This is a genomic window from Phenylobacterium sp., assembly GCF_965229015.1.
Lineage (GTDB): Bacteria > Pseudomonadota > Alphaproteobacteria > Caulobacterales > Caulobacteraceae > Phenylobacterium.
In genome coordinates this window covers 591,655-616,142 of record NZ_CBDDIM010000001.1, presented here as the reverse complement: position 1 = coordinate 616,142, position 24,488 = coordinate 591,655, and the positions used below count along the sequence as shown (strand labels likewise).

Here is a 24,488-nt window from a genome sequence, read left to right as displayed (position 1 = left end):
AGAGCCGATGACGGCGGAACTGGTCTCGATGGCGGAAGGCGTGGTGCCCCGCACCTTCGCGGTGCTCGAGGTGTTGGCGCAGTCGCCGGAGCCCTTGAGGCTGTCGGCCGTCGCGTTGCGGCTCGGCCTCCAGAAGAGCACCGCACACCGGATCCTGGCCGCCCTGATCGGCCTCGGCTTCGCGCAGCAGAGCGCAGAGACAGGCTGCTATTCCGCGACCCTCAAGCTCTGGGAACTGGGCGCCAATGTCATCACCGAGCACCCGATCAAGCGGGCGGCGTCGGGGTTCCTGCAGGAGCTGCAGCGGGCCACCGGCGAGACCGTCAGCCTGGTGATCCGCGCCGGCGACGACGTCCTCTATCTCGACAAGATGATCTCGCCGCGACCGATCCGCTTCACCACCCGGATCGGCAGCCGGGTCCCTGCCCCGCTTACGGCGGGCGGCAAGGCGATCCTGGCCCATGCCGGCGACGCCGGGGCGGTGCTGGAGCGAACCGCCGCGGCCCTGGGCGACAGGCGGCGCCTCGATATCGCGGCCCTGACGGCGGAACTGGAACAGGTCCGGGAGCGCGGCTACGCCATGGCCGGCTACCAGCCGGGAGTCGTCGGCTTCGCCGCGCCGATCATGACCCGAGGCCCGGAGGCGGCCGCGGCGATCTCGGTCTCGGCCCCCGCCGAGCGGGTGGACGAGGCAGGCCGCCGGGAGATCATCGAGCACCTGCTCTCCACCTGCGCCAGCATGGCCGAACGGGTGGGGCGCCTTTGACCGCGGCGCGGGACGAGGCGGCGCCGGTCGGGCCGGCGCTCTGCGCCTACATCGCCCACAGCCAGACCGCGGCGATTCCGGAGAGTTTCCTGAGCCTGGGCCGGCTGCACATTCTGGACACCCTGGCCTCCATCGTCGCCTGCCGCGACCTGGCGCCTGCGCGGCTGGCCCGGGACTTCGCCATCGCCCAGTCCGGCGACGCCTGGCAGAACGCGGCCACGATCCTGGGCACGGGCGCGACGGCCTCCCTCAGCGACGCGGCCTTCGCCAGCGCCATGGCCGCCCACGGCGCCGAGATCAACGACTTCATCCCCTCGGCCTTCGTGCAACCGGGTCCCGCGGTGGTCAGCGTCGCCCTGGCCCTGGCCGAGCAGCGCGGACTGTCCGGCGAGGCGGTGCTGCGCGCCGTGATCACGGGCTACGAACTGGCGGGCCGGATGCCCAAGGCCCTGGGGATCGGCAACCTGCGCCGCGCGGGGATCGCCAATCACGGGATTGGGCCGGTGTTCGGCGCGGGCGCCGCGGCGGCGTCGATCTTGGGACTGGCGGAGGACCGCATCCCCGATGTCATCACCTATTGCGTGCAGCAGGCGGGCGGGTCCTGGCAGTGGCTGCTGGACGTCGAGCACGTGGAGAAGTCCTTCGTCTTCGCCGGCATGGGCGCGCGCGCCGGCCTGAACGCGGCCCTGATGGCCGAGGCGGGCTTCACCGGCGTCCGTGACAGCCTGGACCATCCCGAGGGCTGGATGCGCTCGGCGATCTTCACCGGCGGCGACGCCGACCGGGCCGGCCTGATCGAGGGGCTGGGGGAGCGGACCGAGCTCATCCACACCGCCTACAAGCGCTATCCCGTCGGCGGGCCCACCCAGCCGGCCGTGAAGGGTTTGCTGGATCTGCTGCCCGACCTCGACGCCAAGGCCGTGGACGGCGTGCGCATCGAGATGCCGGGACGGTGGCAAGCCTTCCGGGACGCCGCCATGCCGGCCCTCAACCTGCGCTATCTGACGGCCATCATGCTCATCGACCGCCGGCTGGACTTCGTCTCGGCCCAGTCCCTGGAGCGGATGGGCGGCGACGCCGCCGTCCACGCCCTGATGGCCAAGGTCGATGTGGTTCACGACCCCGCCCAGGAGACTCCGCCCGGACAGCCACGCACCGAGTCCGCCCGCGTCATCGTCCGGCTGAAGGACGGCGCGATCCGTGAGGTCTATGTCCCCCACGTCACCGGCTTCCCGTCGCACCCGATGGACGCCGGCGAGGTGGAGGCCAAGGCCCTGGAGCTGATGACACCGCGTCTCGGCGCCGAGCGGGCGCAGGCGGTGGTTCGGGCGGTGGCCGGCATCGAGACCCTGCCTCAGGCCGCCGTGCTGGCCCAACTAATCGCAACCTGACGGCCGCGAAGACGGCCGCCGCTTGAAGGGGAGAGACCATGGAATTCATTGGCGAGAAGACCGAGGACGGCGTCACCCGGCGCGAATTCCGGCTCACTGTCGACGGCGACGCGGTGCCAGGCGTCATCTGGACGCCGGAGGGCGCCGAGGGGCCCCGCCCCCTGATCCTGATGGGACACGGCGGATCGCAGCACAAGAAGGTGGCCAACCTGACGGCGGCGGCCATCGGCCATGCGCAGAAGCTGGGCTACGCCACCGTCGCCATCGACGCGCCGGGCCACGGGGACCGGATCACCCGGGAGCAGGCGGAGAAGGCGCGGGCGGCGGCGGCCGAGGCCGGTCGGGCGGCGCAGAAGGGCGAGCGTCCCGCCGCGCCATCGAGACCTTCGCGGGACGCCGCCGTGGCGGTGAAGCACGTGGCCGAGTGGAAGGCCACGCTGGACGCCGTCCAGGGGCTGGATGAGATCGGCGCGGGTCAGCCGGTGGGCTATTGGGGCGTGTCCATGGGGACCCGTTTCGGCGTGCCCTTCGTGGCCGACGAGCCGCGGATCACCTGCGCCACCTTCGGCCTGTTCGGGGTCTTCCCGGGGCTCGAGGACCACAGGGCCGCCGCCGAGCGCATCCGCATCCCCCTGATGTTCGTGTTCCAGTGGGAGGACGAACTGATGACCCGCGAGCAGGGCCTGGCCCTGTTCAACGCCTTCGGATCATCCGAAAAGACCATGCACATCAATCCTGGTCGCCACGTGGAGATTCCGGCGCACGAACGCGAGGCCTGGCTGGCCTTCTGGAAGCGTCACCTGGAGCGGCCCTAGCCCTCGGTCCGCACCCGGGCCACGGCGTCGAGCCAGCGGGCATAGGCGGCCTCGCGGCCGTGGGCGTCGAGCTTGGGATCGTGGCGCTCGGTGGCCGGCCGCGACGCGGCGGCGTCCTCCACCGTGGCGTAGACGCCGGCCCCCAGCCCCGCGAACAGGGCCGCGCCCAGCGCCGTGGTTTCCTGATAGGTGGCCCGGCCAACCGGCACCCCGGTGAGGTCGGCCAGGCGCTGGCTGAACCAGGAGGAGCGCGACATGCCCCCGTCGATGCGGATCTCCACCGACTTGCCGAAGGCCTCGGGCGCATCGGCGCGCATGGCCTCCACCAGGTCGCGGGTCTGCAGGGCGCAGGCGTCGAAGGCGGCCTGGGAAATCTCCGCCAGGGTGGTGTCGCGGGTCAGGCCAAACAGGGCGCCCCGGGCCTCGGCGTCCCACCAGGGCGCCCCCAGGCCGGTGAAGGCCGGCACCATGACCACCCCGTGGTCGTCCTTGGCGCTCTGGGCCAGGGCCTCGATGGCAGAGCCGCCGCCGGGCACGTTGAGCCCCTCGTTGATCCATTGCAGGGCGGCGCCGGCGATGAAGATCGAGCCCTCCAGGGCGTAGGTCGTCCGCCCCTTCACCCGCGCGGCCACGGTGGTCAGCAGCTTGGCCCGCGAGAGGGGCGCGGTCTCGCCGGTGTTCACCAGCATGAAGCAGCCGGTGCCGTAGGTGGCCTTCATCTCGCCGGGCGCGATGCAGCCCTGGCCCATCAGGGCGGCCTGCTGGTCGCCGGCCACGCCGCGGATCGGAATGGCGCGGCCCAGCAGGGCGGCGTCGGTCTCCCCATAGTCGGCGGCGCAGTCCAGCACCTGGGGCAGCAGGGCGGCCGGGACGTCGAGCATGGCGAGCATTTCGTCGGACCAGCGCTGGCGCTTGATGTCGAACAGCAGGGTGCGTGAGGCGTTGGTGGCGTCGGTGGCGTGAACCTTGCCGCCGGTCAGCTTCCAGATGACCCAGGAATCCATGGTGCCCACCAGCAGTTCGCCGGCCTGGGCGCGGGCGCGGGCTCCGGGGATGTCCCCCAGCAGCCAGGCGATCTTGGTGCCGGAGAAATAGGGATCCAGCAGCAGACCGGTGATCTCGGTGACCCGGGGCTCGTGGCCCGCGCGGCGCAGGCGCTCGCAGGTGGCCGCGGTGCGGCGGTCCTGCCAGACGATGGTGCGGTGGATCGGCTCGCCGGTGATCTTGTCCCAGATCACCACCGTCTCGCGCTGGTTGGTGATGCCGATGGCGGTGATGTCCTCGATCGGCCGCCCGGACTTGGCGATCGCCTCGGCCATCACCGTGACGCTGGTGGAGAAGATCTCGTTCGCGTCGTGCTCCACCCAGCCGTCGGCAGGATAGAACTGCTCCAGGGGACGACCGGCCTCGGCCAGGGCGCGGCCCTGGGCGTCGAACAGGATGGCGCGGGTGGAGGTGGTCCCCTGGTCCAGGGCCAGGATCAAAGGTTCGGCCATTTCGCCCCCTAAACTCATTACAAGCTGCACAGTGCGCCGCAGGCGTGTTCAGCGGGTTGTAACCATGTTTTCATACCGTCCTGAGCAGAATCGCCGCGAACGAGTCCAGCAAGGAAACGGGTTTGAGCGTAGCCGCCAAGACCGAAGAGATTCTAGGTCTCGCCAGGAGCCGCGCGGTTCACGACCGCGAGCGCCTGCTGCTGGCCATCGTCGACCTGTGCGACGCCGGCGACGGCGCCGAGGCGGTGATGAGCGCCCCGCCCGTCCAGGCCCTGCTCTCCTCCATCTTCATGAGCCTGGTGGTGGAGGCCGAGCGCGACATCCGCCGCCGCCTGGCCGAGAAGCTGGCCACCGCGGCCTGGGCGCCTGCCGCCCTGATCAACGTCCTGGCCCTGGACGACATCGAGATCGCCCGGCCGATCATCGCCGCCAGCCCGGTGCTGCAGGACCAGGACCTGGTGCGCCTGCTGGTGGAGGCCACCATCGAGCACCAGATCGAGGTGGCCCGCCGCCCGCATCTCGGCTTGCCGGTGGTGATCGCCATCCTCAAGCAGAACGAGCCCGCGGTGCTGACGGCGCTCGCTGGCAATATCAGCGCCGAGGTCAGCGGGGACGAGATCACCACCCTGGTCCAGGCCTCGCGGCGCATCGCCTCCCTGCGCTCGCCCCTGACCAAGCACCCGGCCCTGACCGACGACCTGGCCCGCGAGATGTACCTGTGGGTCGGCCAGGCCCTGCGCCAGGCCCTGACGGCTCGCTTCCGACTCGATTCCGCGGCCATGGATGCGGCGCTCGCCGAGTCGGTGCGCGAGGCCCACGGCGGCCTGCCCTCAGACCACGAACGCCACGAGGTCACCGAACGCGAGGGCGAACGCGAGGAGATGGAGCAGCGGCTGCTGGCCAAGCTCGACATCGCCGGCCAGTTGCGCCCGGGCTACCTGCTGCGGGCCCTGCGCGAGCAGAAGCTGTCCCTGTTCATCGGCGGCCTGGCGACGCTGGGCCGCTTCGACCCCGACCATGTGCGGCGCTCGGTGGATTCCGACCGCCCCGAGCTGCTGGCCCTGGCCTGCGCGGCCGTCGGCATCGACCGCAGTGTCTTCCCCACCATCCTGGCCCTGGTCCGTGAACTGAACGGCGGACGCCCCGGCGGCGGCCCGGAGGGGGAGCGCCGAGCCTCGGGCGCCTTTGGCCCCTTCGCGCCGGACATCGCCAACGCCGCCTTCCGCCAGGCCGCCGGCAGGGTTTGACAAGACCGCCGTTTCTCGCGCACCTCGGGCCATGTTCAAGGCCGAGCCCTTCGTGTCCCGCCTCGCCTTCCTGGCCAGCGACCGGTCGGAAGCCCAGGAGGCGCGCGCCGCCCTGATCGCCCGCTATGGCGACGCCCCGATGGAGGACGCCCAGGTGATCGTGGCCCTCGGCGGCGACGGCTTCATGCTGGAGACCCTTCACGACCAGATCGGGACGCCCAAGCCGATCTACGGCATGAACCGCGGCTCCGTCGGCTTCCTGATGAACGAGTACAGCGAGGACGCCCTGCTGGAACGGATCAACCTGGCCGAGCGCGCCGTGATCCACCCCCTGCGCATGACCGCCCTCGACGTCCGGGGCCAGGAGCACAAGGCCCTGGCCATCAACGAGGTCTCCCTGCTGCGCCAGACGCGGCAGACCGCCAAGCTGCGAATCTCCATCGACGGCAAGGTGCGGTTGAACGAACTGTCCTGCGACGGAGCCCTGGTGGCGACCCCGGCCGGCTCGACGGCCTATAATCTATCCGCCCACGGACCGATCATTCCCCTGGACGCCAAGGTCCTGGCGCTCACCCCCATCAGCGCCTTCCGGCCGCGGCGCTGGCGCGGCGCCCTGCTGGCTCACACCGCCAAGGTCAGTTTCGAGATTCTGGAGGCCGACAAGCGGCCGGTCAGCGCCGTGGCCGACAATTTCGAGGTCCGCGACGTGCTCGAGGTGCACGTCGCCGAGGCCCGCGACATCAGCATGCGCATGCTGTTCGACGCCGGCCGGAGTCTCGAGGAACGCGTGCTCGCAGAGCAGTTTTCCGTTTGATCTCCGGAGGTTCCCGCCTCATTCGTTGTTAACGCCTCCAATCTAGGCTTTCATCGACTAAGTGCAGGAGCCGAGTCGTGAGCCAAGAGAATTCCGGTCAGGTGATCCAGGTCCCCAACACCCTCCGCCTGAAGGTGGGCGGCCGGTTCGGAGCGATCGATCCCAGCGCCATCGCCAAGGCGGAAGCCGCCCTCAAGAGCCTGTCGGGCAACTTCTCCCAGTGGCTGAACGACGAGGTCACCAAGCTCGAAGGCGCCCGACAGCGGGTCAAGACCGAGGGCATGACCCCCGAGACCATGGAATTCCTCTATCTGCGCGCCCACGACCTCAAGGGTCTGGGGACCACCTATGAGTTCCCGCTGATCACCCGCATCGGCGCCTCGCTCTGCCGTCTGATCGACGACAAGGACAAGCGCATGCAGGCGCCCATGGCCCTGATCGACGCGCACATCGACGCCATCAAGGCCGCCGTGCGCGACGAGATCAAGACCGACGACCATCCGGTCGGCAAGGCCCTGATCCAGGCCCTGGAAGCCCGCGTCACCGAGACCGGGCTGTAGGCTAGCGGCCCCCTCTCCCGCTGGGAGAAGGAAGACACTCACATCACATTGGCGAGCGGCTCGGCGACGATTCCGTAGCCGGCGTCGGCCGGCAGGGTCAGGACGCGGCCCTCGGGGCGCTCCTCGATCTTCGGCAGGACGGTGACCAGGGTACGGCCCTGGGCGCGGGCCATGCAGTCGGCGGCGCTGTTGGCCTCGGCCAGCAGTTGCACGTTCATCCGGGTGGGGAAGATCACCTTGCGCTCGCCGGCCTGCGCCAGGCGCAGCACCTCCCCAGGCTCGATCCATTCGGCGTCCACCGTCTCGCGCCCGTCGCAGGCGGCCAGCTGGTCGGCGGGCGCGAGGGCCGCATAGAACCAGGTGTCGAACCGCTTGGGGGTCAGGGGCGGGGTGATCCAGCGGGCGAAGATGGTCAGGGCGTGGAGGTCGAGCTTGGCGTCCAGGTCCTTGACGACGTCGAGGAAGGCCAGCTCGCCGCGGTCCACCGCCTGGCGCACGTCCATCGGCGCGATCTGGTCGCCCATGGGCGAGCCGTCGGTGTGGGAGGCCAGCAGGATCCCGGCCTCCTCGAAGACCTCGCGGATGGCGGCGATGCGCAGGCCGCGCTGGTCGGCGTCGAAGTCGACATGGCCGAGGGTGTGCTCGGCCCAGGCCGGATCATGGTCGCCGGCGTGGGACTTGCCGCCCGGGAACACCAGGGCGCCGGAGGCGAAGTCGATCTGGTGATGGCGCTTGACCATCAGCACCTCGAAGGCGGGGTCGTCGCGCAGCAGCAGGATGGTGGCGGCGGGCTTGATGTCCGCGTCGGGGGCGATCTCGGTCATGTCGCCAGCTTGGAAGCCCGCGGCCCCCCGCGCAAGCCTGAGTGTCAGGCGCTCTCCGACAGGCGCACGGTCTTGCGCGCCTCCTGGGAGATGCGGTCCATCTTCTCCAGCAGGTATTCGACGTCCTCGCGGGCGGCGTTGGCCGGCTGGGTGAGGAACCGCTGCAGCATGCGCTCCTGGAACCGCTCACGGTCCTTGGCGCCGCCGTCGAACTCCATGGAGTGGAAGGTGTCCACCCCGGCGCGGAAGGCCGGGAACAGGCGCGCCGGCAGGCCGGCCCGCTCGTAGATGGCCCGCAGGCCCAGCGGGCCCGCGTCGTGGATCATCAGCCAGGTGCGGTGGTGCGGCACGCTGGCCAGCTCGGCCAGGCTCCACTCGAAGAAGGTCATGTGGCCGTGGGCCAGGGCGCGCAGCAGCAGGGAGGCGGTGAGCCGCTCGTGCTTGTGCAGGTGGCCCACGAAGCTCTTCACGTCCGGAGCGCGGCCGGCCTGGTCCACCAGGTCGATGGTGGCCCGCTCCTTGGTCCCCATGGCGATCTCGAGGGCGACCTCGGCCGACAGGGCGTGGTGGTTCAGCAGGTGGTCGCGGACCTCCTCGCTCACCAGGTCGATCAGCTTCTCGGTGACCGCCAGCGGCAGGACGTTGCGATAGGCGACGGCGGCCAGCACCCGCTCGGACTTCTCGAAACGCTCGATGACCTTGGCCAGGGCCCGATCGGCGAAGTCGGCGTTGTCGTTGGCGCAGGCGGCCTCCACGGCGCGCTCCACGCCATACTCGACGATGGCGTTGGTGACGGTCTGGGAGACTCGGGGGCGCTTGGCGATCACCACCTGGCGGACGGGGCCGCCGAGCCGAACGATCTCAGCCAGGTCCTCGTCGGTGAAAACCGGCGAGGCGGAGAGCATCGGCAGGGAGATGCTCTCGACGTCCTTGGCCAGCTTCAGGGCGACGTCGCGCGGCACGACGGTGGAGTTCTTCAGGGTGACGGCCAACGCCCGGCGCACCAGCTCGGCCGCGTCGGCGGCCATGACCCGCAGGATCTCCTGGGCCTGGACCCGCTCCTCCCCGGTCAGCTCGTAGCGGTCGATGTTCCGGCACAGCTTGTGGGCCGCCACGGCGCGCTCGTCCGGGGTCGCGCCCTTGACCAGGGTGCGTATGTCGTCGTCCGTCAGCGCGGCCCGCGTGGTCGCCATGTCTGCACCTGTCCCCGATCCGGAATCACCGGAGTCCCTCACAATCATAATGCCTGGTTAGGCTTAATGATCGGTTGCCTCGCACAGGCCGACGGAAGCTGTGGATTAACGGTGTCGGGTAACCTCCCGCCAACCCTGTGGCACTACCTTACGTGGCGACATCTCCCCCGAGGCGCCCCATGGCCACGACCACAGACGATCGGACGGCCGAACCCGTGAGGGGCGGACAATCGGTGAACCAGCAGGCTTTGGAGGCGCAAACCGCCCTCCTGCCCTACGCCCTGGCGGTCTTCGCCGTCAGCCTTCCGGCCTATGTCTGGGCCGGCAGCCACGCGGTCAACGCCGTCTGGATGACCGGCACCTTCGCCATCTTCGCCGCCGCCTGGGGCGCATTCTACGGCGTGGTTAACTGGCTGAAGGACCCCGAGGCCGCCGCCAACACCGAGATGCGTGGCCGGATCCATATCCTGGCGGCCCTGATCTGGGCCCTGGCCGTGGCGCAGATCGCCGCCTTCTCCGATGGCGCCGGCCCCGCCCGCGAACCCCTGCTGATGACGGCCCTGGCCGCCTCGGTGGTGATCATCTTCTTCGCCTCCCCCTGGCTGCCCAGCCTGCTGATCGTCGGACCGGCCGCCGCCGCCGGCCCATTGATCGCCCTCTTCTCGCGGCCGCAGGACCGCGACCTGGCCAGCAACGCCTGGGGCGCGGTGGCGCTCGCCATGGCGCTGGCCCTGATCCTCAACCGCATCCTGCGCCGCCAGTTCGCGCTCGCCGCCGAGCGCGAGATCCTGATCGCCGACCGGGCCGGCAAGGTCGAGGAGGCGCGGCGCCTGGCCCAGTCCAAGTCCGACCTCGTGGCCACCCTCAGCCACGAGATCCGCAACGGCCTGACCGGCGTGGCCCACGTCCTGGCCGCCGCCGCCGGCCGCAACGGCCGCGGCGCGCCGTCCCGCGAGCAGCTCACCGCCGCCCTGGACGCCGCCAACGACCTGATCTCGGTGCTCAACACCACGCTGGATTCCGAGACCGCCGAGGCCGGCCGCCTGTCGGTGGACGCCCGGCCCTTCGACGTCGTGGCCCTGCTACGCGATCTGGTGCTGCTCAACCGCCCCAACGCCTCGGCCAAGGGGCTGGAGCTCTCCCTGCACGTCGCCCCGGACCTGGCCGAGGCCTCCGCCGGCGCGGCCCTGGCCGACGCCCACCGCGCCCGCCAGATCATCGCCAACCTGATCGGCAACGCCGTGAAGTTCTCCGTCCGCGGCCGGGTCGAGGCCCGGGTCGAGCTGACCGCCGCAGGCCGCCTGGCCGTCGAGATCGCCGACACCGGCCCGGGCCTGGCCGCCGACGAGCTGGAGCGCGCCTTCGAACCCTTCCACCGCATCGAGCGCACCAGCGCCGGCACCTCGGGCGCGGGCCTGGGCCTGTCGCTGGCCCGCCAGCTCGCCCGGCTGATGGGGGGCGACCTGACGGCCCACAGCGCCGTGGGCGTCGGCAGCTGCTTCCGCCTGGAACTGCCCTATGACCCCGAGGCCACGGCCGAGCGGGTGATCGAGACCGCCGAGGTCGCCCAGCAGCCCGACCCCGCAGAGCGCCGCACCCTGAAGGTGCTGATCGCCGAGGACGACGCCCTGAACGCCGCCATGCTGCGGGCGGTGATCGAGCAACTGGGCCACCAGGTGGTCCACGCCGTCGATGGCCGCCGCGCCTTCGACCTGGCCAAGATCTGCGACTTCGACCTGCTGATGATCGACGGGCGGATGCCCAACATGGACGGCCCGGCCACCATCGCCGCCATGCGCGGCCTGGAGGACGGCAAGGCCGGCGTGCCCATCGTCGCGGTGATCGGCGGCGACGCCGACGAGGCCAAGGAATGTGTCGACGCCGGCGCCGACGCCGTGCTGCGCAAGCCGGTCAGCGTGGCCGCCGTGGCCCGCGCCGTGGCCGACGCCATCGCCGTCACCCGCCGGGACAGCCCGCAGGCGCGCCTCACCGCTTGAGGGGCGGGCCGCCCTCCCCCACTATGATCCCCAACCAACAAGGTGGGGAACGCGCGTGCTGCTCAAGGGTCTGAAGGTCGTCGAGTTCGCCTCCTATATCGCCGCCCCCGGGGCCGCGGGGATCCTGGCCGACTGGGGCGCCGACGTCATCAAGGTGGAACGCCCGCAGGGCGACCCGATGCGGCACGTCTTCGCCGACGCCAAGAGCGAGCTCACCGGCAATCCCACCTTCGGCATGGACAACCGCGGCAAGCGCGCCGTGGTGCTGGACATCGCCAAGCCCGAGGGCCGCGACGCCCTGGCCCGCCTGGCCGCCGAGGCCGACGTCTTCCTCACCAATGTGCGGCCCGTCTCGCTGAAGAAGTACCGGCTGGACGAGGAGACCCTGCGGGCGGCCAACCCCCGGATGATCTACGCCGTCGTCACCGGCTATGGCCTGGAGGGTCCCGACGCCCACCTGCCGGGCTTCGACGTCACCGCCTTCTGGTCGCGGGCCGGGGTGGCGCGGATGCACACCCCCAAGGGCTCCGACCCCTTCATCCTGCGCACAGGGGTCGGCGATCACACCACGTCGCTGGCCACCACCTCGGCGATCCTGGCGGCCCTCTATGAGCGGGAGAAGACCGGGGTGGGCCGGCTGGTCTCCACCTCCCTGCTGGCCACCGGGACCTATGTGGTGGGCTCGGACCTGGCGGTGCAGCTGGTGTTCGGCAAGCTGGCCTCCAACCGCCCGCGCACCGATCCCTTCGATCCCCTGGCCAACTTCTACAAGAGCCGCGACGAGCGCTGGTTCGTGCTCAACCCCCGTGGCGGCGCCGCCGACTGGCCGGTCCTGGCCACGGCCTGCGGCCGGCCCGACCTGCTGGAGGACGAGCGCTTCAAGGGCGGCAAGGCGCGCAAGGCCAACAACCGCGACCTGGTGGCCGAGTTCGAGGCCGCCTTCGGGGCCCTGGACTTCGACGAGATCGCCCGGCGCCTGGACGAGGCCGACCTGGTCTGGGCCCCGGTCCAGACCCCGGCCGAGGTGGCCGCCGACCCGCAGGTGGCCGCCGCCGGCGCCCTGATCGCGGTGGAGGACGGCCACGGCGGCACCTATCGCTCCCCCAACGCCCCGGCCCGCTTCCCCGGCGTCGACGCCACCCAGCGCCCCCCGGCCCCGGGCCTCGGGGAGCACACCCGCGTGGTTCTGGAGGAGATCGGCTACTCGGCCGCGCAGATCGACGCGATGATGGCCAGCGGCGCGGCGGGATAGGGGCCGGCTACCGGCCAGATCACGGAGGCTAGGGGTCCACCTTCGGGCTGGCGGCCAAAGTCGCAATTCGACCCAACTCGGACGCTGCTGCCGAGGACCAGTTCCTCGTTCGCTACTTCTCGCAGAGAAAGACGCCGACGTCCTTCGTCACCGTGAGGGTTCCGCCGCCGGCTTCGAACGCTCGGTCAATCACATTGCGAAGAGCCGCGGCTTCGTGATCCGAAGCCCTGTCGCCCGGGGGGCTCGAAGTGAGGTAGCTGAAGATGTCGGCGGGCTCGGTGCATGTCAGCGCGTCGGGGTAGCGCAGCAGCCGTACCTCCTTGAAAGCCGCCTCCAGCAGTGCTCGGCCGTTTTCCAGTGCGAACGCCCCGCTGCCGTCGCCGCCGCTCTCCTCACCGAAAACCTGGCGTTGCAGATCAAAGACCTGATGCATGTTCCTCAGGCCGTTGGTGGCGACGACGGCGAGGCCGCCGGGACGTAGGACGCGGACGATTTCCGCTACGCCATCGGCGGGGCTGGGCAAGTGGTAGAGCATATGGCTCGCCACTACCGCGTCAAAGCTCGTATCAGCGAATGGCAGGGCAGAGGCGTCTGCTACTTGTCCCTCCACCCGATCCCAATAACCTAGCCCTTTCACCCTCTCGACAGCCTCGGCGACCATACCAGCCGAGAAGTCGGTCAACGTCAGCCGCAAACTCGAGCCGACGAACTGGCGCGCGTCAGACCAGAACCAGCCAGCTCCACAGCCTACTTCTAAGATGCCGCCAGTGACCGGCCAACAGGGTTGACTTGCCAACCAGGCGAACCAGTCACCGCGCCCGTATTTGGCGTGAATGTTCGCGCGCGCCGCCAGCCGATCGGAATTGGAGTACTGAGTGCCGAGAAGGTAACGCCGGCTCGTCCACTCACCGTGTTCTTCTGTCATCGTTTGAACCTTCCAAAGCGGAAGCACCGGTCTCTATCGTTCCGCACCAAGGCCCGCTACCCACCCGTTGCCGAAGTTCGGCATGTCTGCTCAGCATGGCCAATGCGGCTGAACTTCGATGAGATCGTTGAGACGGTTGCGGCCAAACCTAAGCCGCTCCTGGTGGCGGTCGATGGCCTACCACTAGCTGGCAAGTCGACGCTGGCTGAGCGGCTCGTCAGGGAACTCGGCGCGGAGTGCCTCTGGCTCGACGATTTCGTGAAGCCAGAGGGGGAGTGGCCCTCGAGGAACAAGCCATCATTTCCCTTCGACTATGTTCGCTATGATGCGTTCATGGCAGCCATACATGCGTTGGCGCGCTTTGGCCGCTGTTCCTACCACCCTTACGATTGGAGCACCGGCTCCGTGTCCAGCGAGCTCAAGGTAGTGTCGGCCGAACGCCTTGCGGTGGTGGAGGGCGTTTCGGCCCTGCACCCCGATCTGGCGCCTCTCTACGATCTGAGAGTGTGGGTGGAGAGTGACCCGGGGACTACGCTCTCGGCGGCGTTCGACAGAGGTGTCGGTGTATGGGCGCGCGAGTGGGAGACGATGTTCCTGCCAAGCGCTATGCTCTATCTGCAGAGCGACCCCAAGACGCGAGCGGACGTGATCGCCGCCGGTAGAGGATCAGCCGGGTAAGCTCGGCGTCTGCTCCCCACCCATAGCTGACCTGCGGGACGTCTGCTCTCGGCGCATTGCGCGAATGTCCGCTCATCGGATCGAAGCGAGCGACTGCTTTCGACCCATAGCGGTAGTTGGGAACGTCCTCTGCGCGATGGTAGGATGACTGCTACTGCACAGGAGAGTTGGCGCGGTGGATGATCCTCAAAAAATCTGGGGCGACTACTACGACCGCATCAAGCGCCGGCGGATGGCGGAGGCGGGCTTGTTGTGGGCAGAGATCGAAGCTGCCGGGATCACGGCAGACACCGCGTTCATCATGGACTTCACTCACTTCGGTAGTGTTCGCGGCGATGTAGATGACCTCGCGCGGCAACTATCGGAAAACTACGACACCAAGGTCGTGGCTCGGAATGAGCCCAGTTACTGGGACGTCAAAGGCACCACGCGACCAGACGGAGTTTGCCTCACCAAGGCCCAATACCTCGCCTGGGTGGAATTCATGGCGGATGTGGCGCATTCGTATGCATATGTATTTTCCGACTGGACGCTTGAAGCCCCAGCGCTCGGTCGAAGTTTTCGGAGCGCTCATTTAGACGCCGACTAGTCGGAAATTGCGGCGAGTGTCCGAATTCCACCCATCTGTGACCTTCCGAAGGTCTGCGTCTTGGCGAGGCCTGCGATGTCTCCTCGAACCCCGAGATGAACGCCAAGCCTGCGTCCGATCTCTAGCTCTTATTGTCCCGGGCGTCCGACAGGACCCGCAGCATCTCGCTGGAGAAGATCGAGCCTGACAGGCGGGCGCTGGTGGAGCCGCTGTCGGGGCTCTGGGAACCGCGCAGGATCAGGTCCACCAGGGCGTCCTGCTCCTTCATCCGCTCGGTGCGCCGGGCCGAGGCATATTGCAGGAAGCCGTCGTCGGCCGGCGCGGAGGGGGCGTCGACGCCCTTTCCCATGCCGCCGGTGCGGGTGAGGTTGGCGTAGACCTCCGCCACCGTGGCCGCGCGGCCGTCGCGGTAGAAGATCGAGCGGTTGGCCTGGGCGGCGTCCGGGAACAGGGCGGCGGCCGAGGCGCCGGGCCGGGTGTTGGCCGCCTCGATCAGCCGGGCCGAGCCCTGGGGGCCCAGGAAGTGGGCGGCGTAGAGTTCGCCGGCCGTGGGGGTGCGGCCGGTGCGGCCCTTCAGATAGGAGGCGTGGTCCGAGGCCAGCTCGCCGGCCATCAGCGAGGCGGCGTGGGGATCGAGCCGCAGGTCCATCACCGCCTTGCGCGCCTCGGCCCCGTTCACCGAATAGCGGCCGTCGGACCCCTTGGTGATCAGGTCGGCGTAGCGGGCGTAGCCGTACTTGGAGCCATGCTGCTTGAGGGTGGAGAGCCAGGTCTGCTCGACGAACTGGAACAGGCCCGCCGCCGAGGACGAGGCGGCCTTGGCCTTGGGATTATATCCGCTCTCGCGATTGGCGGTCTTCATCAGGAAGGTGAAGTCGACCCCCGTCGCGTTGGACGCGCGTTGGATGGCGGCTTCGACCGCGCCCCTGAGACCCTGGATCGCCATGGTCCCTGGTGTGACGCGTCATGGTTAACGCCGCGCTAACCATGCTGCGGCGCAGGCGCGCAGTCAGGCCACGGCCGCCTCGGCCGGCCCGTCCCCGGCCCCCCGGTTCAGGCAGTCATCGAGGATGCTCAGCAGGCGGGACAGCTCGATGGGCTTGGCGATGAAGTCGTCCATGCCGGCGGCGAAATAGGCGTCGGTCTCGTGGGACAGCACGCTGGCGGTGACCGCGATGATCGGGGTGCGAGCCCGGCCGAGCGCCTGCTCCCGGGCGCGAATCCGCTGGGTGGCCTCCAGGCCGTCCATGCCCGGCATGTGGATGTCCATGAGGATCGCCGACCAGGCGCCGGTCTCCCAGGCCTCGATGGCCGCGGTTCCGCTGTCGACGGCCACGATCTCGATGCCGATCTGCTCCAGCAGGGTGCGGATCACCAGGCGGTTGGTGGGATTGTCGTCGGCCACCAGAACCCGCAGGGCGTCGTCGAACTCGGGATCGGCCTCGTCGGCGGCCGTGGCGGCGGGCGCCTCGGTCCGCGGCAGCGGCACACTGAAGCGGAAGCAGGATCCCTCCCCCGCCGTGCTGCTGAAGTCGATCTCCCCGTCCATCAGGGCCAGGATGTCGCGGCAGATGGCCAGGCCCAGGCCCGTGCCCCCGAAGCGGCGGGTCGTCGAGGCGTCGGCCTGGACGAACTTCTCGAACAGTCGGGGCGCGCGGTCCGCCGCGATGCCCAGGCCGGTGTCGGTGACGCTGACCCTGAGCTCGTCGCCCACGGCGTCGATGTGCGCGGTGACCGAGCCGGCCTCGGTGAATTTCAGCGCGTTGGCCAGCAGGTTGGAGATCACCTGGCGCAGCCGCACCTCGTCGCCATATCGCCAGCCCTGGGCCTGCGGCGTCACCTCAAGATGGAAGGCAAGGCCCCGCTCGGCGGCCAGGCCGCCATAGAGGGCGCCCAGGTCCTCGGCGAACCGCCCCAGGTCGAAGGGCGACGGCGAGAGCTCCAGGCGGCCGGCCTCGATCTTCGAGACGTCGAGGACGTCGTTGATGATTCCCAGCAGGGCGCGACCGGAGTCCTGGATGGTCGACAGGCGCGCGCGCTGCGGCTTGGACAGGGGATCGCCGGCCATGGCCTGGGCCATGCCCAGCACGCCGTTCAGGGGCGTGCGCAGTTCGTGGCTCACGGTGGCCAGGAACTCGGTCTTGCTGCGGCTGGCCCCCTCGGCCACCAGCACCAGGTGCTGGGCCTGGATGCGCAGGGCCTCATTGATGGCCAACTCCTGCTCGATCTGCCGGTTCAGCGCCTCGGCCGCCAGCCTGGCGCGGACTTCCCGGAACACCACGCCTCGCGTCATGGTCGACAGGCCGATGGCGCCGAAGCAGCCGGCCAGGCCGACGAAGGCGTATTGGGCTGTGGCGCCCGGGCCGATCTCGCCGGCGAAGATCACCAGGGCGACGAGGGCGGCGGCGACGCAGGGATAGAGAACGCGGCGGCTGGGGCCGACGGTGGCGAAGCCCAGGGCCATGATCACGAAATAGATCAGCTTGGGTGGCTCGAAATGCAGGGCGAGGTAGGCCACCACATTGGCGATGATCAGCAGGTTGGCGCCCAGGGTCAGGGCTTCCAGGCCGGGATAGGAGACGTCCTGTCGGCCGCACCAGGCGTAGCCGGCCAGGCAGAAGGCCGAGGCCCCGGCGGCGAGCCCCACCAGGGTGAGTAGGGCAGATCCGGTCTCGTAGAAGGGATGGCTGATCGAGATGATCAAATAATAGACACTGGCCGCAAGTAGATATCCCCGAACCACCGGGCGATATACTGACGCGAGCTCCGAGGCTGGCAACGCCAGGCGGCTATTGATGAGCATGTTCTGAACGAATCCCAGCCGTGCCCTGCATGTATGGCCGAGCTGGAATTTAATTCAAGTTAATGGGCGTTATACTCAAGCTGAGTAACCCCGAATACTTGCGACACTATGTCGCGTATCAGCGGCCGCGGGGCCACAACCTGACCTCCCGCCGGACAAGGTTTAGCTTCCCCAAGGTCAAGCCTCCGCCATGTTCGGGGCGCGACCCTGGAGCCGGTGACAAGAACAACAAAGGGAGGTCGCCATGGTCGTCCAACACCCACTGCTCGCCGGACACCCGCGGGATTCGCACGCCAGGCCCCAGCTCTCGCGGGCCATGACGGCGGCCATCGGGGTCTCCATCGCCGCCCATCTGGGCCTGGTGGCCTATCTGGCGGTCCAGCGGTTCCAGGCCCCGCCGGAGCCGGCCGCGGTCGCCCCCGACCCCGGCTTCAAGGTGGAGATCTACACACCGCCGGCCAAGCCGATCCTCGAGACCAAGCCGGAACTGCACCTGCGCGAGACCCCGCGCCCCGACGTGCCCCCAGTGGCGACGATCCAGGCGCCCCCCACGCCGCCCACCGTGCTCGAGACCGGTCCGCCCCCCACGACCATCGCCCAGACCGTGACACCGCCGAAGGTCATAGACCTGCCGGCGCCGCCGCCGGTGATCACCTCGCCCACCTGGCTGCGCAAGCCGGGCGCCCGGGAGTTCGCCCGCTTCTATCCGGAGAGCGCCATGCGCCGGAACATCGAGGGTGGGGCGACGCTCGCCTGCCTGGTGGGCGGCGACGGGTCGGTGAGCGCCTGCCAGGTGATCGGCGAGAGCCCCGACAACGCCGGCTTCGGCCAGGCGGCCCTGAAGCTCGCGGCCTATTTCCGCATGAGCCCCCAGACCCGCGACGGTCAGCCGGTGGACGGCGCCATCGTGCGCATCCCCATACGGTTCGACCTGGGGAACTGAGCGGGTCGGGCCTGTTCAGTAGCTCTTGGGCAGGCCCAGCACGCGCTCGGCGATGTAGTTCAGCACCATCTCGCGGCTGATGGGGGCGATACGGGCGATCATCACCTCGCGGAAGTAGCGCTCCACGTCGTATTCCTTGGCGTAGCCCATGCCGCCGTGGGCCAGGACCGCGGCCTCGCAGGCGTTGAAGCCCGCCTCGCCGCCCAGGTATTTGGCCGCATTGGCTTCCGCCCCGCAGTCGCGACCGGCGTCGTAGAGGGCCGCGGCCTTGAAGGCCATCAGGTTGGCGGCCTCCAGCTCGGCCCAGGAGCGGGCGAGCGGATGGGCCACCCCCTGGTTCTGGCCGATGGGCCGGCCGAACACGATGCGCTCCTTGGCGTAGGTCGCAGCCTTGGCCAGCGCCGCGCGGCCCAGGCCGACGGCCTCGGCGCCGAACAGCACCCGCTCCGGGTTCAACCCCTCCAGCAGGTAGTAGAAGCCCCGCCCCTCCTCGCCGATCAGGTCGCCCTCCGGGACCTCCAGGCCGTCGATGAAGACGCTGTTGGACTCCACCGCCTTGCGGCCCATCTTCGGGATCACCGTGGCCGAGATCTTCGAGCGGTCGAAGTCGGTGTAGAACAGGCTGAGCCCTTCGGTGGCCTTGCGCACCTGATCCTTCGGCGTGGTGCGAGCGATGATCAGGATCTTGTTGGCCCGCTGGGCCATGGTCGTCCACACCTTGCGGCCGGTGATCACATAGCCGTGGTCGGTGCGCACCGCCCGCGTCGTCAGGCTGGTGGTGTCGAGGCCGGAGTCCGGCTCGGTGATACCGATGCAGATCTTGTCTTCGCCCGAGATCAGCCGCGGGATGGCGCTGCGCTTCAGCGCCTCGGAGCCGAACTTGGCGATGGGCATGGGACCGAAGATGTTCAGGTGCAGGGCGCTGGCGCCGGAGAACCCCGCCCCGGACTGGGCCACGGCCTGCATCATGATCGCCGCCTCGGTGAGGCCGAGGCCCGCCCCGCCCAGCTCGGTCGGCATGGCCGTGCCCAGCCAGCCGCCGGCGGCCATGGCGGCCCAGAAAGCCTCCGGGAACTCGCCGGTGTCGTCGGTGCGCCGCCAGTACTCAGCGTCGAAGCCGGCGCAGACTCGGGCCACGCTGTCGAAGATCGCCTGCTGCTCGTCGCTCAGCCAGAAGGTCATCTGCCGTCCCTAGATGTTGTCGAACCGCCCCGGATCGAGCCGGGCGGCATAGGGACCGACATCCCCCTCCGTCACGCAAGCGGCGATGATCCTGGCCACCAGGGGGGCCAGCAGCCAGCCGTTGCGCCGCGCGCCCACCGCCAGCAGCACCCCGTGATGGCGGCCCCGGCCCACCATGGGCAGGCCGTCCGGCGTGGCGGCGCGGACCCCTGTCCGGGCGGTGACCTTCGCATCCTTCACCGCCGGGAAGAGGCGCGCGCCGGCCTCCAGCAACCGGGCCACCTGATCGGCCTCGACGGCGAGGTCTTCCGCCCCGACCTGCATCGTGGCCCCAAGGGTCAGGCCGTCCGCCGCAGCGGTGACATAGGCCCCCTGCCCCCGAACCACGATGCCGCCATAGGCCGGGCCTTCGGTGCGCAGGATGTGGCCCTTGATCGGGGCGAGCCGATCCAGCAGCGGCGCCATGACCGCCAGGTCGCGGCCCATGCCGGTGGCGATCACCAGTCGCTCGGCGCCCTCAAAGCCATCGGCGGCGCGGGCGTGGAAGCTGACGCCCGCGGCCTCCGCGGCCCGACGCAGGGCCACGAGCGTCGCGGCGGCGTCGATGCGCCAGTCCTCGCGGGTCAGCAGGGCGTGGCCCCAGCCGGGCGCGAGCCCCGGCGCCAGGCCGATCATGGCGTTGCGCGCCAGCTCGGTGGGATGCAGGCCAAGTTTGCGGATGCCGGCGTCGGCGGCGTGGAGGTAGGCGGCGTCGCCGACGGCCATCGCCCCCGCGCGATCCACCGTGACGCCGATCCGCGCCTCCAGGGCCGGCCACAGGTCGCGGGCCGCCAGCATCAGGTCGAAGTGGCCCCGCGTCTGCGCGTCCAGCACCGCCTCGAACACCGGCGCCAGCATGCCGGCCGCGACGGCCGAGGCCGTGCCGCCCTCCGGCGACGGATCATAGACCGCCACCTCGGCCCCGGCGTCGGCCAGGGCGAGCGCCGTCGTCAGACCGAGCGCGCCCGCGCCCGCGACCGTGATCCTCGGCTTGCGGCTCATGGGCCTAACCAACGAGCTTCGGCCCCGAAATCAAGTCATTCTCACGCCGAGGGCGAGGCGCCGCGCCGATAGCGGGCCAGGCCGAGGCTGAACAGGGCCACGGCGATGGCGGCGTAGAGCACCGCCCCGAACACCACCACGGCCAGGGTCTGGCCGCTGGGATGGCGCACCATCCCCATGGGCGCCAGCACCACGAAACCCGCGGGCAGGATGGTGAAGGCGATGGTCTTCACCGCCCCCCGGTAGATCGACCCCGGATAGCTGGAGAACAGCAGCATGAAGTCCGTCAGGTCGCGGGCGAAGCTGCGGGCGCCCGCCGCCCAGAAGGCCAGGCTGGCGAAGCTGATGCTGGCGCTGACATAGACGGTGGTCCCCGCCGCGATGGCCAGCAACAGGGCCGGCAGGTCGCTCCAGTCCAGCCGGGCGAACACCGCGAGCACGAAGATGGCGCCGGCCAGGTCGCCCCAGGCCGTGGCGATGCTCTCGCGGGCCAGCAGGCGCGGGATCAAGGCCTTGGGCTGGGTCAGCAGGGCGTCCAACTCCCCGCGCAGCAGGGTGGCGGCCAGGTCGCGGTAGCCGCCGAAGAACACCCCGGAGATCCCCACCACCGACATGGTCAGTCCGAACAGCAGGGCCATGTCCTGCAGCCGCCAGCCGCCGATCGACCGGAATCCGGCGAAGAACAGCACCCACAGGGTCAGGAAGAAGATGTCGTTGACGATCATCCCGCCCACCTGGATCGCGAAGTTGCCGCGGTCGGAGAAGGAGGTGCGGATCGCCGCGGCCGACTGGGCGGCATAGAGGCGAAGGGCGCGGATCATACCCCGCCCTCCCGCAGCACCTTGGCCAGGCCGGCCCGCCAAAGGGTCAGGCACAGCAGCGACAACAGACCGATCCAGAGCATCTGCCAGGCCGCCGCCGTCAGGAACATGGCTCCTGACGGATGCAGCGCCTGGACCCCGGCCCAATAGAGGTGGGCGGCGAAGGGGGTGGCCTCGCCGATCTTCCGCAGCCAGTCGGGATAGAGAGTGATGGGGGCGAACAGGCCGCCCAGCAGGAACATCAGCTTCTGGATCACCAACTGCACGGGCAGGATCCGCCGCGTCCAGAAGGCGCACAGCCCCGCCACCGCGTAGAGCAGCATGCCCACCGTCACCGCCAGCACGCCCAGGACGAACAGATAGGGATAGGTGGCGGCGGGCGGTCCCTGGCGCCCCGTCACCGTCAGCCAAGCCACCGCCGTGACGCCGAGGGCCGCCAGCCGCACCAGGGTCCCGCCCAGGCTCTGGGCCAGGCCCTGCAGCAGATAGAACTTCGGCCGCAGCAGGTGGGGCTCCAGGCCACCGGAGCGGATGTCGTCCTCGAACCTCAGATGCACGGCGGGCAGGGCCAGCGTGATCCACTCGGTCGCCAGGACGTAGAGCACCAGGTCCCCCTTCGGCAGGGGGATCGCGCCGGCCACGGGCTCGGCGGCGACCTTGTCCCAGAGGGCCGAGAGCACGGTCATGATCAGGACGTAGAACAGGCAGCGCCCGGCCAGCACGGTCCAGCCGGCCATCGCCTGGCCCGCCCCGATCCGCAGGGCGACGGCGGCGGCGGTCAGGTCACGCCGCATGGGTCGAGGCGTAGATTTCGGCGATCACCTCCTCCATGGGGGGATCCTCGATGGTGACGTCCTCGATCCCGCCGTCGGCCAGGGCCGCGGCGATCACCTGCTCCACGCGGGTCAGCTTCGTATCCACCTCCAGGATGGTGGCGTGGGCCTCGGAGGGCCTGCGCGTCACCCCGGGCAGGTTGAGCGACACCCCCTGCCCCGCCGACTGGAAGGTGATGATCTTGCGCCCCAGGAAGCGGCGGCGCAGCTGGTCAGTGGGCTGGTCCACCACGATGCGGCCCTGGTTGACGACGATGACCCGGTCGCAGACCAGCTCGATATCGCGCGTGTCGTGGCTGGTGAGCAGCACCGCCTGGCCGTGATCGCGGGCGTGCTCGCGGATGAAGTCGCGGATCGCCGCCTTGGCGGTGACATCCAGGCCGATGGTGGGCTCGTCCAGGAACAGCAGGTTGGGACCATGCAGCAGACTGGCGGTGATCTCGCACCTCATCCGCTGGCCCAGCGACATCCGGTGCACCGGCTGGTCCAGCAGGTCGGCCAGGGCGAAGCGTTCCGTCAGTTCGCCCAGTCGCTTGGCGAAGGGCGCGGCCTCCTGGTCGTAGATGTGGCGCAACAGGGCGAAGCTCTCGCGGGCCGGCAGTTCGCCCCAGAGCTGGGAGCGCTGCCCGAAAACCACCCCGATCCTGTAGGCGAGCGCCTTGCGCTGCTTCCAGGGTGTCAGGCCCAGCACGCTGGCCTCGCCGGAGGAGGGCTCCAGGATGCCCGACAGCATCTTGAGCGTCGTGGACTTGCCCGCGCCGTTGGGGCCGATGATGGCGACGCGCTCGCCCTTGGCGATCTCGAAATCGACGCCGGCGACGGCCTCGACCGTCACATGTTCAGGGGAGAAGGCCTCGAAGAAGCCACCGCGCCGCCTAGCGTAGCGGTAGGCCTTGGAGAGCGACTTGACGGTGATGACGGCGGACATGGCGGGCTTCGATTTCCGAGAGGGTCGATGGGTCTGGCGAGAGGCAGGCAAGCGGCGTCGGAGCCCGGTAATTGAGCTCTTCGCCGCACGGCATCTGGCCAAACAGATGGGTCATCGTCTCAGGTCGAAAACCCGCGAACAGGTTCGCGGAACGGGGTCATGTCTAGACGGCGATTCCGGATTTCACAACCAGGGCGCAACGAAGCTGCGCCCTGTGTGGCTTTCGCGCACGCTCATGCCTCAAGGCCTGCCGTTGGCTCAACGGGTTGCGAACTGCGTTACTAAGACGCCCTAGCGCCGCCAAGGCCGAGCGGCTGACGGCGCTGGGCGCCGACCAGGTGGTCAACTACGCGGAGATCGCCGACTGGGGCCGGCACGTGAAGAAGGACCTCACCGGCGGCCTGGGCGTCGACTGCGTCGTCGAGGTTGGCGGTCCGGCCACGGTCACCCAATCCCTGCACGCGGTGCGCTGGGGCGGCGAGGTGGTGCTGATCGGCTTCCTGACCCAGGACAATCCGGGCGTCGACTATTTCCACCTGAAGGGCAGCGGGGCAGTGGTGCGCGCCATCGGGGTCGGCGATCGCGCCGCCCTGGAGGACCTGGTCCGCACCGTCAGCCAGACGGGGATCAGGCCGGTGATCGACCGGGTCTTCACCTTCGACGAGGCCCAGCAGGCCTTCGAGCACCTCAAGGCCGCCCGCCACATCGGCAAGATCGTCATCAAGGTCGCCTAGCGGCGGCGGAACAGGGCCTCCAGGCCCTGGATCACGTCCTCCATCAGCCCGCCCTCGGTGTCGATAGGGTCGGCCAGCATCATGGAGGCCGCGCCGTGGCCGCAGGCCCAGACGGCGAGCGCCACCTTGTGGATAATGTCGGCGTCGCGGTCCTGCTGGGTGGGCGCCTGGGCGATTGCCGTTTCCAGCACGGCGAAGACGCGATCGCGGGCCGCGGCCACGTCAGGGTCGGCCAGGACCGCGGGGTCGAACATCAGGCCGTAGAGCGCTGGCTGAGCGCGGGCGAAACCGAAATAGGCCAGGGCCGTGGCCCGGATCGGGGCGTCGCCGGCCGTGGCCGCCGCACTCCGCAGGGCGGCCTCGAACTCGCCGAAACCCTCGGCCGCCAGTCCCGCCAGCAGGGCCTGCTTGGAGGCGTAGTGGTGATAGACCGAGCCCGGCGCGATGCCGGCCCGGGCGGCCAGGGTGCGCAGGTTCAGCTTGCCGAGCCCGCCCTCCTCCAGCAGGGCGCGGGCCTCGTCCAGCAGCAGGGCCCGCAGGTTCCCCACATGATAGCCGCGGCGGCGCGCGACCCCGACGGGCGGCCAGGGCATCAGCGGCCCTCCCCACGCAGGAGGTCGATCGCGGAACGGCGAGGCATCTGGTGCTCCGATGGA

24 protein-coding genes are annotated in these 24,488 nt (G+C 69.8%); 12 read left to right on the top strand and 12 right to left on the bottom strand.

Features of this window, described 5'->3' with window-relative positions:
- Positions 1-7: 7 nt before the first annotated feature.
- Genes ACO06I_RS03015 through ACO06I_RS03005 form a run of 3 tightly spaced genes read left to right on the top strand, consistent with a single transcriptional unit; the run spans position 8 to position 2,972 of the window.
- Positions 8-766: an IclR family transcriptional regulator gene (locus ACO06I_RS03015; RefSeq protein ID WP_421931150.1), complete on the top strand. Its 759-nt coding sequence runs from the start codon at positions 8-10 to the stop codon at positions 764-766.
- The gene (locus tag ACO06I_RS03010; protein WP_421931149.1) at positions 763-2,157 is read left to right on the top strand and encodes an MmgE/PrpD family protein; all 1,395 of its coding nucleotides are present in this window, start codon (positions 763-765) and stop codon (positions 2,155-2,157) included. Before ACO06I_RS03015 ends, ACO06I_RS03010 begins: the two co-directional genes overlap by 4 nt.
- Before the next feature lie 38 nt (positions 2,158-2,195).
- On the top strand, positions 2,196-2,972 hold the full coding sequence (locus ACO06I_RS03005) for a dienelactone hydrolase family protein (protein WP_421931148.1): 777 nt from the start codon (positions 2,196-2,198) through the stop codon (positions 2,970-2,972).
- Here the strand turns inward: ACO06I_RS03005 and glpK are convergent.
- Positions 2,969-4,468, bottom strand: a complete 1,500-nt coding sequence (glpK, locus tag ACO06I_RS03000) for a glycerol kinase GlpK (protein ID WP_421931147.1) — start codon at positions 4,466-4,468, stop codon at positions 2,969-2,971. The genes ACO06I_RS03005 and glpK overlap by 4 nt on opposite strands.
- A gap of 122 nt (positions 4,469-4,590) precedes the next feature.
- Between glpK and ACO06I_RS02995 the strand changes: the two genes are divergently transcribed.
- The 3 genes from ACO06I_RS02995 to ACO06I_RS02985 all read left to right on the top strand — a co-directional run bounded on the left by ACO06I_RS02995 (position 4,591) and on the right by ACO06I_RS02985 (position 7,089).
- A complete protein-coding gene (locus tag ACO06I_RS02995) occupies positions 4,591-5,715 on the top strand; it encodes a DUF2336 domain-containing protein (RefSeq protein WP_421931146.1) in 1,125 nt (374 codons plus the stop codon).
- Positions 5,716-5,746: 31 nt separating this feature from the next.
- On the top strand, positions 5,747-6,529 hold the full coding sequence (locus ACO06I_RS02990; protein ID WP_421931145.1) for an NAD kinase: 783 nt from the start codon (positions 5,747-5,749) through the stop codon (positions 6,527-6,529).
- 77 nt (positions 6,530-6,606) lie between these two features.
- Entirely contained in the window at positions 6,607-7,089 is a 483-nt protein-coding gene (locus tag ACO06I_RS02985; protein ID WP_421931144.1) for an Hpt domain-containing protein, read from the top strand.
- Positions 7,090-7,127: 38 nt separating this feature from the next.
- Here ACO06I_RS02985 and ACO06I_RS02980 read toward each other — a convergent pair whose 3' ends face one another.
- Together ACO06I_RS02980 and ACO06I_RS02975 are read right to left on the bottom strand one after the other, a co-directional pair.
- Positions 7,128-7,913, bottom strand: a complete 786-nt coding sequence (locus ACO06I_RS02980; protein ID WP_421931143.1) for an NUDIX hydrolase — start codon at positions 7,911-7,913, stop codon at positions 7,128-7,130.
- A gap of 44 nt (positions 7,914-7,957) precedes the next feature.
- Complete coding sequence (locus ACO06I_RS02975; protein ID WP_421931142.1) at positions 7,958-9,106, bottom strand: DUF2336 domain-containing protein; 1,149 nt, start codon at positions 9,104-9,106, stop codon at positions 7,958-7,960.
- Positions 9,107-9,285: 179 nt separating this feature from the next.
- Between ACO06I_RS02975 and ACO06I_RS02970 the strand changes: the two genes are divergently transcribed.
- Both ACO06I_RS02970 and ACO06I_RS02965 read left to right on the top strand, forming a co-directional pair.
- Complete coding sequence (locus ACO06I_RS02970; protein ID WP_421931141.1) at positions 9,286-11,103, top strand: hybrid sensor histidine kinase/response regulator; 1,818 nt, start codon at positions 9,286-9,288, stop codon at positions 11,101-11,103.
- A gap of 55 nt (positions 11,104-11,158) precedes the next feature.
- Complete coding sequence (locus ACO06I_RS02965; protein ID WP_421931140.1) at positions 11,159-12,355, top strand: CaiB/BaiF CoA transferase family protein; 1,197 nt, start codon at positions 11,159-11,161, stop codon at positions 12,353-12,355.
- Between the two features lie 112 nt (positions 12,356-12,467).
- Here ACO06I_RS02965 and ACO06I_RS02960 read toward each other — a convergent pair whose 3' ends face one another.
- A complete protein-coding gene (locus tag ACO06I_RS02960; protein WP_421931139.1) occupies positions 12,468-13,280 on the bottom strand; it encodes a class I SAM-dependent methyltransferase in 813 nt (270 codons plus the stop codon).
- A gap of 102 nt (positions 13,281-13,382) precedes the next feature.
- On the opposite strand from ACO06I_RS02960, the gene ACO06I_RS02955 reads away from it, so the two are divergent.
- Together ACO06I_RS02955 and ACO06I_RS02950 are read left to right on the top strand one after the other, a co-directional pair.
- Positions 13,383-13,958, top strand: coding sequence for a uridine kinase family protein (locus ACO06I_RS02955; RefSeq protein WP_421931138.1), 576 nt, complete (start codon positions 13,383-13,385; stop codon positions 13,956-13,958).
- Positions 13,959-14,133: 175 nt separating this feature from the next.
- Positions 14,134-14,547, top strand: coding sequence for a hypothetical protein (locus ACO06I_RS02950; protein WP_421931137.1), 414 nt, complete (start codon positions 14,134-14,136; stop codon positions 14,545-14,547).
- A 121-nt stretch (positions 14,548-14,668) separates the two neighbouring features.
- Here the strand turns inward: ACO06I_RS02950 and ACO06I_RS02945 are convergent, their stop codons facing one another.
- Both ACO06I_RS02945 and ACO06I_RS02940 read right to left on the bottom strand, forming a co-directional pair.
- Positions 14,669-15,493 (bottom strand): transglycosylase SLT domain-containing protein, encoded by an 825-nt coding sequence (locus ACO06I_RS02945; RefSeq protein ID WP_421931136.1) that lies wholly within the window; start codon positions 15,491-15,493, stop codon positions 14,669-14,671.
- 63 nt (positions 15,494-15,556) lie between these two features.
- Entirely contained in the window at positions 15,557-17,251 is a 1,695-nt protein-coding gene (locus tag ACO06I_RS02940; RefSeq protein WP_421931135.1) for an ATP-binding protein, read from the bottom strand.
- Between the two features lie 343 nt (positions 17,252-17,594).
- Here ACO06I_RS02940 and ACO06I_RS02935 point away from each other — a divergent pair, with 343 nt between their 5' ends.
- Positions 17,595-18,293, top strand: a complete 699-nt coding sequence (locus tag ACO06I_RS02935) for a TonB family protein (RefSeq protein WP_421931134.1) — start codon at positions 17,595-17,597, stop codon at positions 18,291-18,293.
- A gap of 15 nt (positions 18,294-18,308) precedes the next feature.
- Here ACO06I_RS02935 and ACO06I_RS02930 read toward each other — a convergent pair whose 3' ends face one another.
- Genes ACO06I_RS02930 through ACO06I_RS02910 form a run of 5 tightly spaced genes read right to left on the bottom strand, consistent with a single transcriptional unit; the run spans position 18,309 to position 23,098 of the window.
- On the bottom strand, positions 18,309-19,475 hold the full coding sequence (locus tag ACO06I_RS02930) for an acyl-CoA dehydrogenase family protein (RefSeq protein WP_421931133.1): 1,167 nt from the start codon (positions 19,473-19,475) through the stop codon (positions 18,309-18,311).
- 9 nt (positions 19,476-19,484) lie between these two features.
- A complete protein-coding gene (locus ACO06I_RS02925) occupies positions 19,485-20,516 on the bottom strand; it encodes an NAD(P)/FAD-dependent oxidoreductase (RefSeq protein WP_421931132.1) in 1,032 nt (343 codons plus the stop codon).
- A 41-nt stretch (positions 20,517-20,557) separates the two neighbouring features.
- Positions 20,558-21,337, bottom strand: coding sequence for an ABC-2 family transporter protein (locus tag ACO06I_RS02920; RefSeq protein WP_421931131.1), 780 nt, complete (start codon positions 21,335-21,337; stop codon positions 20,558-20,560).
- A complete protein-coding gene (locus ACO06I_RS02915) occupies positions 21,334-22,131 on the bottom strand; it encodes an ABC-2 family transporter protein (protein ID WP_421931130.1) in 798 nt (265 codons plus the stop codon). Before ACO06I_RS02915 ends, ACO06I_RS02920 begins: the two co-directional genes overlap by 4 nt.
- Positions 22,121-23,098 carry an ABC transporter ATP-binding protein gene (locus ACO06I_RS02910; protein ID WP_421931129.1) on the bottom strand — a complete coding sequence of 326 codons (978 nt, stop codon included), beginning with the start codon at positions 23,096-23,098 and terminating at the stop codon, positions 22,121-22,123. The genes ACO06I_RS02915 and ACO06I_RS02910 overlap by 11 nt, the downstream gene beginning before the upstream one ends.
- Positions 23,099-23,364: 266 nt before the next feature.
- On the opposite strand from ACO06I_RS02910, the gene ACO06I_RS02905 reads away from it, so the two are divergent.
- On the top strand, positions 23,365-23,832 hold the full coding sequence (locus tag ACO06I_RS02905) for a zinc-binding dehydrogenase (protein ID WP_421931128.1): 468 nt from the start codon (positions 23,365-23,367) through the stop codon (positions 23,830-23,832).
- Here the strand turns inward: ACO06I_RS02905 and ACO06I_RS02900 are convergent.
- The gene (locus ACO06I_RS02900) at positions 23,829-24,425 is read right to left on the bottom strand and encodes a TetR/AcrR family transcriptional regulator (protein WP_421931127.1); all 597 of its coding nucleotides are present in this window, start codon (positions 24,423-24,425) and stop codon (positions 23,829-23,831) included. The genes ACO06I_RS02905 and ACO06I_RS02900 overlap by 4 nt on opposite strands.
- Between the last annotated feature and the right edge of the window lie 63 nt (positions 24,426-24,488).

What these genes read in the sequence shown, in the direction of transcription:
- ACO06I_RS02930 (WP_421931133.1), bottom strand. Translation starts at nt 19,475, where the DNA reads ATGACCTTCTGGCTGAGCGACGAGCAGCAGGCGATCTTCGACAGCGTG.
- ACO06I_RS02945 (WP_421931136.1), bottom strand. Translation starts at nt 15,493, where the DNA reads ATGGCGATCCAGGGTCTCAGGGGCGCGGTCGAAGCCGCCATCCAACGC.
- ACO06I_RS02975 (WP_421931142.1), bottom strand. Translation starts at nt 9,106, where the DNA reads ATGGCGACCACGCGGGCCGCGCTGACGGACGACGACATACGCACCCTG.
- ACO06I_RS02925 (WP_421931132.1), bottom strand. Translation starts at nt 20,516, where the DNA reads ATGAGCCGCAAGCCGAGGATCACGGTCGCGGGCGCGGGCGCGCTCGGT.
- ACO06I_RS02955 (WP_421931138.1), top strand. Translation starts at nt 13,383, where the DNA reads ATGCGGCTGAACTTCGATGAGATCGTTGAGACGGTTGCGGCCAAACCT.
- ACO06I_RS02920 (WP_421931131.1), bottom strand. Translation starts at nt 21,337, where the DNA reads ATGATCCGCGCCCTTCGCCTCTATGCCGCCCAGTCGGCCGCGGCGATC.
- ACO06I_RS03015 (WP_421931150.1), top strand. Translation starts at nt 8, where the DNA reads ATGACGGCGGAACTGGTCTCGATGGCGGAAGGCGTGGTGCCCCGCACC.
- ACO06I_RS03005 (WP_421931148.1), top strand. Translation starts at nt 2,196, where the DNA reads ATGGAATTCATTGGCGAGAAGACCGAGGACGGCGTCACCCGGCGCGAA.
- ACO06I_RS02910 (WP_421931129.1), bottom strand. Translation starts at nt 23,098, where the DNA reads ATGTCCGCCGTCATCACCGTCAAGTCGCTCTCCAAGGCCTACCGCTAC.
- ACO06I_RS02980 (WP_421931143.1), bottom strand. Translation starts at nt 7,913, where the DNA reads ATGACCGAGATCGCCCCCGACGCGGACATCAAGCCCGCCGCCACCATC.
- ACO06I_RS02960 (WP_421931139.1), bottom strand. Translation starts at nt 13,280, where the DNA reads ATGACAGAAGAACACGGTGAGTGGACGAGCCGGCGTTACCTTCTCGGC.
- ACO06I_RS02900 (WP_421931127.1), bottom strand. Translation starts at nt 24,425, where the DNA reads ATGCCCTGGCCGCCCGTCGGGGTCGCGCGCCGCCGCGGCTATCATGTG.
- ACO06I_RS02935 (WP_421931134.1), top strand. Translation starts at nt 17,595, where the DNA reads ATGGTCGTCCAACACCCACTGCTCGCCGGACACCCGCGGGATTCGCAC.
- ACO06I_RS02990 (WP_421931145.1), top strand. Translation starts at nt 5,747, where the DNA reads ATGTTCAAGGCCGAGCCCTTCGTGTCCCGCCTCGCCTTCCTGGCCAGC.
- ACO06I_RS02970 (WP_421931141.1), top strand. Translation starts at nt 9,286, where the DNA reads ATGGCCACGACCACAGACGATCGGACGGCCGAACCCGTGAGGGGCGGA.
- glpK (WP_421931147.1), bottom strand. Translation starts at nt 4,468, where the DNA reads ATGGCCGAACCTTTGATCCTGGCCCTGGACCAGGGGACCACCTCCACC.
- ACO06I_RS02915 (WP_421931130.1), bottom strand. Translation starts at nt 22,131, where the DNA reads ATGCGGCGTGACCTGACCGCCGCCGCCGTCGCCCTGCGGATCGGGGCG.